9 protein-coding genes are annotated in these 13,388 nt (G+C 71.8%); 5 read left to right on the forward strand and 4 right to left on the reverse strand.

Annotation, left to right across the window (positions count from 1 at the left end; genetic code table 11):
• Positions 1-78 precede the first annotated feature (78 nt).
• Positions 79-2,379 (reverse strand): hypothetical protein, encoded by a 2,301-nt coding sequence (locus ACZ46W_RS20100; RefSeq protein WP_468339273.1) that lies wholly within the window; start codon positions 2,377-2,379, stop codon positions 79-81.
• Between the two features lie 178 nt (positions 2,380-2,557).
• Between ACZ46W_RS20100 and ACZ46W_RS20105 the strand changes: the two genes are divergently transcribed.
• From ACZ46W_RS20105 to ACZ46W_RS20115, 3 genes are all read left to right on the forward strand, one after another.
• A complete protein-coding gene (locus ACZ46W_RS20105) occupies positions 2,558-3,292 on the forward strand; it encodes a GOLPH3/VPS74 family protein (protein WP_366128780.1) in 735 nt (244 codons plus the stop codon).
• A 286-nt stretch (positions 3,293-3,578) separates the two neighbouring features.
• On the forward strand, positions 3,579-4,445 hold the full coding sequence (locus ACZ46W_RS20110) for a helix-turn-helix domain-containing protein (protein ID WP_468339275.1): 867 nt from the start codon (positions 3,579-3,581) through the stop codon (positions 4,443-4,445).
• 300 nt (positions 4,446-4,745) lie between these two features.
• Positions 4,746-4,946: a DUF397 domain-containing protein gene (locus ACZ46W_RS20115; RefSeq protein ID WP_126884956.1), complete on the forward strand. Its 201-nt coding sequence runs from the start codon at positions 4,746-4,748 to the stop codon at positions 4,944-4,946.
• A 71-nt stretch (positions 4,947-5,017) separates the two neighbouring features.
• Here the strand turns inward: ACZ46W_RS20115 and ACZ46W_RS20120 are convergent, their stop codons facing one another.
• Positions 5,018-5,854: a hypothetical protein gene (locus ACZ46W_RS20120; RefSeq protein ID WP_468339277.1), complete on the reverse strand. Its 837-nt coding sequence runs from the start codon at positions 5,852-5,854 to the stop codon at positions 5,018-5,020.
• Between the two features lie 55 nt (positions 5,855-5,909).
• Between ACZ46W_RS20120 and ACZ46W_RS20125 the strand changes: the two genes are divergently transcribed.
• On the forward strand, positions 5,910-6,692 hold the full coding sequence (locus ACZ46W_RS20125) for an SDR family oxidoreductase (protein WP_468339278.1): 783 nt from the start codon (positions 5,910-5,912) through the stop codon (positions 6,690-6,692).
• Between the two features lie 315 nt (positions 6,693-7,007).
• The gene (locus ACZ46W_RS20130; RefSeq protein ID WP_468339279.1) at positions 7,008-8,519 is read left to right on the forward strand and encodes a sodium:solute symporter family protein; all 1,512 of its coding nucleotides are present in this window, start codon (positions 7,008-7,010) and stop codon (positions 8,517-8,519) included.
• On the opposite strand, the gene ACZ46W_RS20135 is transcribed toward ACZ46W_RS20130, so the two are convergent.
• Both ACZ46W_RS20135 and ACZ46W_RS20140 read right to left on the reverse strand, forming a co-directional pair.
• Positions 8,504-9,625 carry an ADP-ribosylglycohydrolase family protein gene (locus ACZ46W_RS20135; protein WP_468339281.1) on the reverse strand — a complete coding sequence of 374 codons (1,122 nt, stop codon included), beginning with the start codon at positions 9,623-9,625 and terminating at the stop codon, positions 8,504-8,506. The genes ACZ46W_RS20130 and ACZ46W_RS20135 overlap by 16 nt on opposite strands.
• A 142-nt stretch (positions 9,626-9,767) precedes the next feature.
• A complete protein-coding gene (locus ACZ46W_RS20140) occupies positions 9,768-13,388 on the reverse strand; it encodes a tetratricopeptide repeat protein (RefSeq protein WP_468339283.1) in 3,621 nt (1,206 codons plus the stop codon).

Consider the following 13,388-nt stretch of genomic DNA (forward strand, 5'->3'; position numbering starts at 1 on the left):
CCGGCGCCTCGCGTTGCCCGGACGTGTCCGGACGCTAACACGGGGGCGCCCCGGAAATCCGGGGCGCCCAGGGCGGTTTCAGCCGAGACGGGTCAGCTTGTCGCCGAGGCCCGGTTCGGCCAGCGCGCTCTGCAGGGCCACCGGTACCCGGACCTGGCTGGCGCCCTCGCCCACGGTGAGGACGCCGACCTGCGTGCCGGCCGGCGCGGAGTGCGGCAGCGCGCGGCCGCCGTTGCCCAGCTCCAGCTCGACCTTCAGGCCCGACCAGCCCACGACCTTCACGTCCTTGGTCGCGACCACGGGGGTGGTGCCGCCCAGACCGTCGTCGACGTGGCCCACCACGTCGCCCTTCTTGACGACCGTCTGACTCTCCAGCAGCTCCTGCGTGGCGAGCATCGCCTCCTTGCTGGCCGCGATCGCGCTGCCGAGGATCGGCGTCTTGTACTGGGCCAGGACGGCGCCGACGATGAGCTGGTCCGTGTCGCCCACCTGCTTGTGCGCGGCGAAGAGCAGGTTGCCGCCCGCCTTGGTGGTGCTGCCGGTCTTGATGCCGAGCGCGCCGTCGTACGGGACGAGATCGTTGTAGTTGCGCCACTTCTTGCCGGACGGGTCCGTCCACCACGGCATCGCGGTGATCTCCAGCAGCGCCGGGATCTCCACCAGCTTCTCGCCCAGCTTCACCTGGTCCTCGGCGGAGCTGACGGTGGTGTGGTTCAGGCCGGAGGGGTCGGTGTACGTGGTGTTCTTCATCCCGAGTTCCTTGGCGGTGTCGTTCATCTTCTTGACGAACGCCGCCTCGGAACCGGCGTCCCAGCGTGCGAGCAGCCGGGCGATGTTGTTGGCGGACGGGATCATGATGGCGGCGAGCGCGTCGTGCTGCGAGATCTTGTCGCCGGCCTTCACGGTGTTCAGCGTCGACTCGTTCTGCGCGTCGTAGCCGCCCTCCTTCTCGGCCAGGGCGTCGATCTCGATCATCTCGCCCTTCTCCCCCTTCTTCAGGGGGTGCTCCTTGAGGATGACGTACGCCGTCATCGCCTTCGCCACGGAGCCGATCGGCACGGGCTTCTGCTCGCCGAACGAATCGACGGTGCCGAGGCCGGTCGCCGACATGTAGCCCTGGCCCTCGTTCGGCCACGGCAGGGAGGGCTTGCCCCCGTCGAAGGTGTAGGAGGGCTTGGCCGTCAGCGCCAGGGTGGGCGCGGGCAGCGGCCGCACGAACTGCACGATCGCAAAGATGATCGCCAGGAGGACGACGAGCGGCGTCCAGATCTTGATGCGCCGGACGACCGTCCGGACCGGGGTCTCCGGCGGGGGCGGCGTGTTCGTCAGCTCGGCGAGCATGTCGAGCGGCGGCCGCGGCGGCAGCGGCTGCTGCTTGGTCCGCTCCGGCTCGGTGAGCGAGGCGGGCGTGGCGGCGGCCGGCCCGGCGGAGCTCGGGGTGGTCTCAGCGGGGCTCGGCCCGGCGGGAGTCGTCCCGGCGGGGCTCTTCCCGGCGGGGCTCTTCCCGGCGGGGGCGGGGCCGCCCTGGGCCGGGGGCTTCGGTGCGGGCTTCCTCGCGGCCGGACGCACGTCGTCCGAGCGGAGCGGGACGAACTTGCTCGTCCGCTCGGCGGCGGACTCCGGCGCGGACGCCTGGCCCTGCCCCAGTCCCTGCTTCGGCGTGGGCGTGATCGCCTTCAGCGTGGTCGTCGGCTGGTCCAGCGGCTTCCGCTGCACGGCCCGGAACACGGCGGTGGGCTGGTCAACGGCCGGCCCGTCGGTCTTGGGGGACGGCGCCTCCTCGGCCTTGACGGCGGACGGCTCGTCGTCGGCGACGTCGGCCTCGGCTTCGGCTTCGGCTTCGGCTTCGGCGGGGGACGGCTCGTCGGCCTCGTCGGCGGCGGGCACGGCGGCCGCGGCGGTCTCGCCCGACGGCTCAGCAGCCTCGACGGCGGCCGGCTCCTCGGCCTCTGCAGCGGCAGGCTCGTCGCCCGCGGCGGCCTCGTCGGCCTCGTCGGCCTGCTCGGCGCTCTCGGCATCCGCCGAGGCCGACCCCTCGTCGGCGCCGGCCGTCTCATCCGCAGCAGGGTCGTTTCCGCCCGCTTCGGTGACCGGGGGCGTGACCCAGGCAGCCACGGCGTCGCGCAGGCGGGCGTCGTCGTCCTTGGGCTCAGCGGCGTCCTTGGGCTCGGCGGCGACCTTCGGTCCGGCGGCGACCTTCGGCTCGGCGGCGTCCTTCGGCTCGGCGGCGGCCCGGGGGACCGCCTTGAACACCGCGGTGGGCTGGTCGACCGGCGGCTTGGCGTCACCGCGCACGGTGAGCCTCGGATCGCGCTCGTCCGAAGCCGTCTCCCCCGGCGTTTTCTGTTGCTCCGACTTGTCGGGGGACTCGCCCGCCACCGTGCCTCCTTCAATCAACGCGTTGCCGAAACATGTACCAGTGTCCTGTGTGAGCGCTTGGCCCCGGGGCAAGACGAGAACGACATACCTACTGGTTCCCGTACGAAGCGCCCAGGCACTCTCGACAGACCAATGTGAGAGGGGTCACCCTGTCATTCATCCACGCGGGGAGGCATGGATGGGCAGGAGCCGCAGAACACTTCCGGAGGAGCTTCTGCTGCTCGCTCTGGACCCGGCCACGGGTACCACAGCGCAGCCGCAGTCGCTCGACCTCGGCCTGGCCGGAGCACAGCTAGTGGAGCTGGCTCTGGCGGGACGGATAGCCCCTGACGGGGATCGTATCGCCGTGGTGATGCCACGGCCGACCGGAGATCCGACACTGGACTCCGCGCTCGAGCTGCTGCGCAGGCGTGGCAGTCCGGTGCGCGCCGTCCACTGGATCGGCGGGCCCCGGCTGGGGCTGCGCCAGACGTATCTCTCGCATCTGGAGCGGTGCGGCATGGTCCATGCCGTCGAGGGCCAGATGTGCGGGGTGCTGCCGACGACGCGCTACCAGGCGACGGAGACGGCGATCAGCCGGGAAATCAGGGCCCGGCTGGACAGTGCGATCCGTACCGGCGTACCGCCGGACCCGCGGACCGCGGCGCTCGCCGCACTGGCCCACGCGGTCGGACTCGGCAAGCACCTCTACCCCGGCAACGAGGGGCGTTCGTCGCGCTCCCGGCTCCGGGACCTGATCAGGCACGATCCGATGGGCGGCCTCGTGGCGCACGCCGTGATGGACGTCCAGAACGGCGTGGGCGCACAGCCACGTCGCAGCTCGGGCTCGGGAGGCGGTGGCCGCCCGGCCACGGCCCTGCCGATGCAGCCGCAGCCACGCAGCGGGTCGATGGCCCGCGCCGTGGCGCACTGAACGGTGACGGAACGGTGACGCACTGAACGGTGACGCACTGAACGGTGACGCACTGAACGGTACGGCTGAGCACGCACCCCCACGGCCCGGTTCGGGAGCCGCACGAGCGCGCGGGGCAGCCATCACGGCCGCCCCGCGCGCTCGCACGTGTCCGTACGTGCGTACGCATAGGGGCTCGTGTGGCCATTTTCCAGCGCGCACAGCCCATTGGTGGCAGTCTGCTGAGCAGTAGATACGCAGAGCTACGCCAGCAAACGCAGCCAAGCAGCCGGAGGTGCAGTTTCCCGTGGCGTCCAACGTCAACCCCACCGTCAGGCGACGCAGATTGGGCCAGGAGCTGCGCCGGCTGCGTGAGCTCAAGGGCATGACGGCGGAGGAGGTGGCGGAGCGCCTGCTCGTCTCGCAGTCGAAGATCAGCCGCCTCGAGAACGGCCGCCGCTCCATCAGCCAGCGCGATGTGCGTGACCTGTGCGGGGTGTACGAGGTGGAGGACCACCGCATCGTCGATTCGCTGATGCAGATGGCGAAGGACTCGCGCCAGCAGGGCTGGTGGCACGCGTTCGGCGACATCCCGTACAGCGTCTACATCGGCCTGGAGACGGACGCGGCCTCACTGCGGGTGTACGAGCCCCAGGTCGTACCGGGCCTGCTGCAGACCCGGCAGTACGCGGAGGCGCTGATCACCGGTGCCCTGCCGGAGTCGTCGCCGGCCGACATCGAGAAACGGGTGAACGTCCGCGCGCGCCGCCAGGAGCGCATCAAGGACGCGGAGACACCGCTGCGCCTGTGGGCGGTGATCGACGAGTCGGCGCTGCGCCGGGTGGTCGGCGACAAACAGCTCATGATCGAGCAGTTGGAGCACCTGGTCGACCAGTCGCACCTGCCCCACGTCACGGTGCAGGTGCTGCCGTTCGACATGGGCGCACATCCGGGCATCAGCGGGCATTACGCGATCCTGGAGTTCCCGGACGCCTCCGACTCCTCGGTGGTCTACATCGAGGGTGTCACCAGTGACCTGTATCTGGAGAAGGCGAACGACGTCCAGCGGTACAGCGTGATGTACGAGCACCTGCGCGCCCAGGCGCTGAACGTGGAGCAGACGCGGCAGTTCATCGGCGAGGTCATCAAGGACTACGCGGACGCCACGCGCTGACCCCTCGTCCTGGCCGCACGGCCCACACGTCCTGCACGCCCCGCACGTCCTGCACGTCCCGGTCGTCCGGATGCGCCAAGTACGGCGTGATTGAAGGGGATTCGCCCAGCCCGCCGGGGAAGAAGCCGGTACGGTACACCGCGACCGGCTTCCAGCGGAAGACCCGCATGGAATATGCCATCCGGTCGAGTGAACGCCCGCCCCGCACACAGATCGCGACGAGTAGCGTCGATCACGCCAGCCTGCAGGTCAGGCCGGTGCGAGTCACTGCTGTCACTGTCGAGAACCGGAGCGGAGAAGATGGCAATCATTCAGGGCGCCACGGACACCTGGACCAAGTCCTCGTATTCCGGCGGGAACGGCGCGTGCGTCGAGGTCAAGTCCCCCGTCGTCGCGTCGATCGCGGTACGGGACTCCAAGGTCCCCGCCGGTCCGTCGATCACGTTCGTCCCCGAGTCGTGGAACGCGTTCGTGCGTGAAGTGAGCACGGGAGCTCTCTGAGACTGTCGGCGCATCACCGATGAGCCCTCTCGACTGGTCCGCCGTCCCGGCCGAGGGGGCTCGGTCATGCGCTAGCGCAACTGATCGACGTACCTGTCCGTCCCCGGCACCGTCGGGATGAACGGCGCGACCAGTTCCACCCTGCCCCGCTCGCCCGCCGCCAGGCCCGTGAAGTGGTCCTCCCAGCACGTGCGGGGGTCCTGTTCCAGGAACCACAGGAGGGTGAGGCGGGTGTCGACGGCCTCGACCTGCTTGACGTAGGTCATCCGGTCGCCCGGCAGGGGCGTCGGCCGGAAGGCGGTGACCATCGCGGCGGGTGAGCCGGCGAGGCGGCGTGGGAGGTGGCGGGTGCGCAGCCACTCCAGGAGCTCGGCGCGCTCGCGTGGCCCCTCGGTGTCGATGACCTCCAGGACGAGGCCCGCGTAGGGGTGGTCCAGCGCGTGGTGGTCGCGCGGGCCGGCCGCGCCGTCGCGGTAGACGGTCGCCGCGTGGTCGTGGAACGCGGTGAAGACGTGGGTACGGGCCTGGTGGACGCGGCCGTCGTGGTTCAGGCGCTTGTTGATGGCCACGGTCCACTTCATGTGGTCGTCGTAGCGGCCCTCGGTGATCCAGTACGTGGAGAGGTAGCACCCGGCGGTCACGGGCTGGGCCACCGCCGACTTCTCCGGGTAGCGCAGCAGTTGCAGCTCTCGGGTGGCGACCCAGCGGCGCCCGGCGTAGATCCAGGGCATGGCCATGGCGCCCGCGTAGTAGTGGTCGTCCTCGTACCAGCGGTTGTAGGCGTACTCGTGACCGGGGTGCGGCTCGACCATGGTGATCAGGGCGTGGCCGGGGCGCACGCCGTACGGGCCCACGGCCGCGAGCCGGGCGTACTCCTCGCTGCGGGTGTCATTGTCGTCGTCGCTCATGCGGCCTACTCTGACGGTGCGTCAGATCTCTCGTCCAGAGCCCGGGAGGCACCGGATGCCGCTGCGCGACAGGACCGTGATCGTCTCCGGCGTGGGCCCCGGCCTGGGCCACCAGGTCGCCGCCGCCGTCGTTCGGGACGGGGGCAACGTGGTGCTGGGGGCGCGCACGGAGGCGAACCTCGCCGCGTGCGCCGAGCGGATCGACCCGGAGGGGCGGCGCAGCGCGCGGCTGGCCACGGACATCACGGACGAGGGCCGGTGCGAGGCGCTGGCCGCGCTCGCGGTGGCGCGGTTCGGCGGCATCGACGCGGTGGTCCATGTCGCGGCGTACGACAGCCACTTCGGGGGCCTGGAGGACGCCGACTTCGGCGCCTGGCGGGACGTTCTGGACGTCAACCTGCTGGGCACGCTGCGCATGACGCGGGCCTGCCTGCCGGCGCTGAAGAAGCGCGGGGGCTCGGTGGTCATCATCGGTACGCAGTCGGCGGTGGCCGCGCCGTCCCAGGTGCGGCAGGCGGCGTACGCGGCGTCGAAGGGCGCGCTGACGTCGGCGATGTACTCGCTGGCGCGCGAGCTGGGGCCGCACCGGATACGGGTCAACACCGTGCTGCCGGGCTGGATGTGGGGACCGCCGGTCCAGGCGTACGTGCGTCTGACGGCCGAGGCCGAGGGCGTACCGGAGGGCGAGGTGCTGGGGCGGCTGGCGGAGCGGATGGCGCTGCCGGAGCTGGCCACGGACGCGGACGTGGCGGAGGCGGCGGTGTTCCTCGCCTCCGACCGGGCGCGGGCGATCACGGGCCAGTCGCTGCTGGTCAACGCGGGCGAGCTGATGAGGTAGGCCGCCTCCTGTATCCACCGACCGCACGGGACCCGCATCCCGTGCGGTCGCTCTGTCATGTGCACGGACCTGACGAAGCGCCCGATCATCGTCCGGCCGCCGTCCTGGGCCTGACAACGGCCACGCGAGTCAAGAAAGAGTAAAGGAGTTCTTCTTTCTGACCTCTGTTCATACTTGTGACCGATGAAGCCCTTGACCGGCCGCTCGAACTGACGGTTCAATCCCCGAAGTCCCCGCTCCCGCACGGGGGCGCCGCTGACCGGACGTACTGACGAAGTGCTTCGACGTTCACAAGGCGGACCCCTGGAGGGGGACATGAACAGTCTCGACTGGGCCGTGCTCATCGGCTACTTCGGTGTGATGGTCGCGATCGGCGTCTGGTCGCACAAACGCGTGGACGACGTCAGCGACTTCTTCACGGCCGGCGGCAAGATGCCGTGGTGGCTGTCGGGCATCTCGCACCACATGTCGGGCTACAGCGCGGTGATGTTCACCGGGTACGCGGGCATCGCCTACACCTACGGCGTCACCTCGTACGTCACCTGGTCCTTCCCCATCGCCATCGGCGCCCACCTCTTCGCGCCCCGGCTCAACCGGCTGCGCTCCCGCCTCCATGTGGCCTCGCCGCTCGAATACCTCAAGAACCGCTACAACCTGCCCACCCAGCAGGCACTCGCCTGGTCCGGCGTGCTGCTCAAGATCGTCGACGTGGGCGCCAAGTGGGCCGCCATCGCCACGCTGCTGTCCGTCTTCACCGGCATCTCGCTCAACCAGGGCATCCTCATCACCGGCGTCATCACCGGCATCTACTGCACGGTCGGCGGGCTGTGGGCCGACGCCCTGACCGAACTGGGCCAGTTCATCATCCAGTTCTTCGCGGGCATCGCCATGCTCGTCGCCGTCATGGCGGAGCTGGGCGGGGTCAGCGCCCTGTGGACCGTGTGGGACCGCCCCGAGATGCAGGGGCACACGGCGCCGACCGCGGGCCCGTACACGCTGACCTTCCTGCTCGCCTACCTCTTCATCAAGACCTTCGAGTACAGCGGCGGCATGTGGAACCAGGCCCAGCGCTACATGGCCACGCCCAGCGCCCGGGAGGCCACCCGCTCCGGACGGCTGTCGGCGGCCTTGTGGTTCGTCTGGCCGCTCGTCCTCTTCTTCCCCATGTGGTGCGCGCCGCTGCTGGTGAAGCCCGAGAAGCCGGACGCGTCCGACGCGTACGCGCTGATGACCGAACAGCTCCTGCCACACGGGCTGCTGGGACTGGTCATCGTCGGGTTCTTCTCCCACACCATGGCCATGTGCTCCTCCGACGCCAACGCCATCGCGGCCGTCTTCACCCGGGACATCGCCCCGGCCATGAGCAAGGCGGCGCGGGGCTGGTCGCACCGGGCCGGGCTGCTGGCCGCCCGCTGGTCGACCGTCGCCTTCCTCGCCCTGTCGATGGCGATCGCCACCCAGGTCAACTCCCCCACCTTCAAGGACATCATCACCGTCGTCATCAAGTGGGTGGCCGGTCTGATGGGCCCGATCGCGATCCCGTTCATGCTCGGTCTGCTGCGCTCGTTCCGCAGGTCCGGGCCGACGGCCGCGCTGGTGTCGTGGGCGGCCGGGCTGTTCGCGTTCTGGCTGACGAACTACGGGCTCGACGGCATGGAGCTCCAGATCCAGATCGTCTCGCCGCTGGCGACCTCGCTGATCCTGTACGTCCTCATCGGCTTCATCAAGCCGGAGGACACCCCCGAGCGGGACGCCGTGCTCGACAAGCTCCACTCCGACGACGGCAGCCCTGCCCGAGCGGTTCCCGAACGTCAGCCCCTCGGGTAGCGGGCCAGCCAGCCCGGCGCGGAGGCGGCCGGGCCGTGCAGGGCCGCGCCCTGGGTCATCTCCATGGCGAAGTCGTCCGCGATCTGCAGGACCGTCGGCCGCCCTTCCAGCTCGGCCAGCCAGGCCGGCGGGAGGGCGGTCTCGCCGTGCAGGGTGCCGAGCAGCGCGCCGGTGAGGGCGCCGGTGGTCTCCGACGGGCCGTCGTGGTTGACGGCCAGGCGCAGCCCGTGGCGGACGTCCTCGCCGACGAGCGCGCAGTAGACCGCGATGGCCAGGGCGTCCTCGGCGTGCTCGCCGTCGGTGTCACCGAGCGAGGCGATCCTGGCCGGGCTGGGAATGCCCTGGCGTACGGCGCCGAGCGCGTGCTTCAGCGCTTCGCTGACCGGCTCGTGGCCGGGGCGCGCCGCCAGTTGGGCCAGCGCCCGCTGGACGGAGCCGTCGACGGTCTCGCCACGGGCCAGGCCGTGCACGACGACGGCGAAGGCACCGGCCGACAAGTAGGCGGCGGGGTGGCCGTGGGTCTGGACGGCGCACTCGACGGCGAGCTGGCACACCAACTGCGGCTCCCACCCGACGAGCAGCCCGTACGGCGCGGAGCGCACGAGGGCGCCGGCGTCGCGGGCGGCGGGGTTCTTCGGCTTGTCGAGCGTGCCGAGGATCTCGTCGCCCAGGCCGGTGAGGGTGGCGGGCGAGGGGTCGCGGCGGGTGTACAGCCACTCCTCGCAGGCCAGCCAGCCGTTGTCCTTGCGGCGCTCGTCGGGGCCCCAGTCGCGCTGGGTGGCCGCCCAGCGCAGGTGGGCGCGGTGCACGTCGGTGGGCGGGTGCCAGGCGCCGGTGTCGCGGCGCACCTGGGCGCGTATCAGACCGTCCACGGTGAACAGCGCGAGCTGGGTCGCGGACGTCACGGCCCCCCGCCGCCCGTACGCGGGCGCCAGGTCGGCCAGCCCGTCGGGCCCGTGCGCCGCCCGGATCGCCTCGACCGACAACCCGGACACGCCGGCCCCGAGGGCGTCCCCGATGGCGGCACCCAGGAGACAGCCCCGCACCCGGGCCCGGAAGTCCTGCTGCTCGGCCCGGCCCCAGACAGCCGCGACTGCCGCACTCACCTCGCGTCCCTCCCGTCACCCGTCCACCTTCGTCCGGCGCGCAGCACTGTAATCGAAGGAATCGAAGGGCCCAGGGGGCGGAGTGTTATGGGTACGGACGCCCAAGAGGTACGGATCTGGGCATGCACCCATCCTTCGGGACTCATGTTCCGTCGTCGCCGGGCGTCAGCGCGGCACGTGCCGCCCGCACCGGGTCCAGCAGCCGCGCCAGGGCTTCCCCGTCGGCGCCCGGGCAGGCTGCCAGCTCCTCCAGGAACCCTTCCAGTTCCTTGAGCTCTCCCCAGTCGGGGCGCGACGACAGCATCCGCTCCACGAGGCGCCGGGCCTCCACCCAGTCCCCGAGCGCGGCGGACAGGACGCACGACTTCCCGACCTCATGCCCCCGGGGCTCGCGCTGAGCGACGGCCGCACACCGTTGCCCGTACGCCCGCCAGTGCGCCGCCGCGTCCCCAGTCCCCCGCATCCGGCTCTCGGCCATCGCCAAGTGGAACAGACCGAGGGGAGGCGCCAACTCGGCGAGCCGTGCCGCAGCCTCACGCGCCTCGGCGAAACGGCCAAGGCGCCGCAGGGCCTTCGCGAGGAGTAGCAGCTCGCCGTCCCGGTCACCCGGCGGCAGCTCCTCCAGCACCGCCAGTGCCTCCTCGGCCCGGTCCAGGGACAGCAGGGCAGCGGCCCGGCGGCCACGGGTCCAGGAAGGATCGAAGCCCATCGCGGCGAGCCGATCCAGGTCGGCCAGGGCACGCAGGGGCCGACCGGCCGACCGCAGCGCCACCGCCCGCTGACCGAGAGCCCAGCCGTGGTTCCGCTTGGAGGCGACCACCTCGTCCAGATCCGCGAACTGCCCCCGCCCGTCGCCGAGCCGCCCGCGGAGCCAGGCCCTGCTCACCCGCGCCCACCCGTGCCCCGGGTCCAGGGCCAGCGCCTGGTCGAAGTCCGCCAGCGCGTCCTCGAACCGTCCGCACACCGCCCGGGCCGAGGCCCGACGGATCCAGGACCCCACGTCACCGGGCACGCTCGCGGTGATCTCGTCGACCGGCGAGGCGTCCCTGCCGATCACCCGCAGCTCCCGGTATACGGCTTCCCGCTCGGCCAGCACCCAGGGCGTGTCCGGCAGGAGGAGCGCGGCCCGCTCCAGGTCCGCCAGCGCCTCGGGCAGCCGCTCCATGGCCCGGTACGTCACCCCGCGCACGCCGATGGCCCACCCGTAGTCGGGGTCGAACCCGACGGCCCGGCCGAAGTCGGCGACGGCCTCTTCGTACCTCCGCGCCAGCCGGTGCCCGGCACCGCGCATCGCGAACGCCAGCGCCGGGTTGTCACCGCTCAGTACGGCCCGGTCCAGATCCGCGCGTTCGGCCTCCCCGTCGCCGAGGCGACGGTGGACGTCCGCCCGCTGTGTCAGGGCCCAGGTGTAGGCGGGCTTGAGCTCCACGGCCCGGTCGAGGTCCGCCAGCGCCTCCTCCAGCCTCCCCATCGACTCCCACACCAGCGCCCGGCTCGCACGGGCCCACGCGTATTCGGGGTCCATTTCCAGGGCCCGGTCGAAGTCGGCGAGTGCCTGCTCGTGGCGGCCGCACCGCCAGTGGAGGCGGGCGCGTTCACCGATGACCCACGCCCGGTCCGGTTCGATCTCCTCGGCCCGGTACAGGTCGGCCAGCGCCCCGTCCTCGTCCCCCAGGTGCGAGCGCACCTCCGAGCGCCTCAGCAGCGCCCACCAGTACTCCGGTTCCAGCTCGATGGCGCGGTCCAGGTCGGCAAGGGCCTCGCGGTCGCGCTCCATGAGGTACTTGGCCATACCCCGGGTGGCCAGCGCCCAGGCGGAGTCCGGCCGGAGTTCCAGCGCGTGGTCGCAGTCCGCCACGGCCTTCTGGTGCTGCCCCAGCAGCCGGTGGACATCGCCCCGCGACTCCAGGATCCACGCCGTGCCGGGTGCGAGACCGTCGGCACGGTCGAGGCGGGCCAGCGCTCCCGCGTAGTCGCCTTCGGTCCGCTGCACCAGGCCCAGCCCGTAGTGCGCCCGCGCGCAGTCCGGGTCCAGGGCCAGCGCCCGCTCGTAGTCGCCGACCGCCTTCGCGTGGTCGCCGTCGTGCCGGTGGTGCATGCCCCGGACGACCAGCGCCGCCACCTGGTCCTCCCGGCCGAACCCGGCCCGTGCCAGCAGCAGACCCAGCAGCCCTACGGGCCGTTCCTCGCCGTCCAGGGCGGCCAGGGCGTCCCGCCCCCAGGCACGCAGCTCCGCCGAGTCGGTGTCCTCACCCGCGTCGGCGAGGACCCGGGCCCAGCGGCGGGCCGTCGCGGGGTCCTGCTCCTCGCACACGTCCACGCCCGCCCGCAGCATGCCGGGCAGCGCCGTGACCGGCTGGGCACACAGCCGGTGGTACAGCTCCTCCAGGCGCGGCGCGCGCCAGGTCTCCCGGCTCCAGAGCTCGTCCGCCGGTACGTCGCCGGCGGACGCCTCCGCCCAGCCGGAGAAGACCTCCGCGAGGCGGGTGTGCTCGGCGCTCCAGCGGCGTGGTGACCGTAAGCGCTGGAGGCGGAGCATCGGACCACGTACGACGTCGTGGTAGCGGGAGTGGCCCTCCCGCTCGGACACGAACGGCAGCGAACGCAGCCACCCGAAGAGATCGGCGGATTCCTCGGTCGCCGCCGCGAACACGTCCTCGTTCAACCGGCGCGGCAGGGCGCACGCCAGGGCGGCGGCCCGGCGGACAGGGTCCGTTTCCCACTTGAGGAAGCGGTCGACCGCGTCGGCGCTCGGGGCGTGCACCTCTCCGGGCTTCTCGGCGAGGGTCGACACGAGGACCGGGAGGCCGCCGGCGAGGCGCAGCACGTCCTGGACGACCGTCTCGTCCACCACTCCTTTGACGGCGAGCAGTTGCCGGCTCTCCGGTTCGGTGAAGGGTTCGAGCGGGATGTCGCCGATGAACTCGGCGTGGTCGGACCAGCAGGCCGGATCGAGCCGGGTCTGTCCGGCGAGGGTGAGGACCACGTTGGGCGGCAGCGCCCCGTACCGGTCCTCGGTGGTGATCAGGTCGCGCAGCCAGGTGTCGAGGAACGGCGCGGTGCGTTCGTAGGTGTCGAAGAACAGCGCCACCCAGGGGACCTCGGCCGCCACCCGGTCCAGCTCGGCGACCAGGACGGGCGTGAGCGCCTGGAGCGGGTCGAGGACGAGCTGGACGTCGTCCTGGTTGCGGAAGCGCGCGCTGAGCACTGCCCGCAGCCGGTCGGTTCCCTGGGCGACCCGGGCGGGGTCGACCGCCCCGGTGAAGGCACCGACGACGGGCAGCATGCCCACGCCGATCAGCCCGGCCTGGGCGATGGCCATGCCACTCGCGCTCGGCGCCGCGGCGGCGTCCTGCTGCTCGGGACCGGTCACAGCGGCCGACGCCGCTTCCGCCTCGTACCGCCGCTGCCGGTAGGTGGCGAGCTGCCGGTCCAGCGCCTTGAGCGGGTGCCCCTGCTGGGCGCAGCACGCGCTGATCTCCGCAAGCGCCTCGGGAACGCTGTTGACGCCTTCGTCGACGTACGCGGTGAGGGCGCCGCGCCCGCGGGCGAGGTCCTGCCACTCCCGGACGAGCGTGGTCTTGCCGACCCCGGCGATGCCCCGGACGTGGAACACGAACCGGTGCCGGTCGTCGTCCACTGGGATGTCGAAGTTCTCCCGGTAGACGGCCAGTTCGTCGCGCCGCCCCACGAACCCGGCACGCTTGCGCCGTTGCAGCAGTGCCTGCATCGATGGCCGCGCATCCCCCGCACCGGTCCTCAT

It is taken from the genome of Streptomyces sp. NPDC031064, from assembly GCF_055570965.1.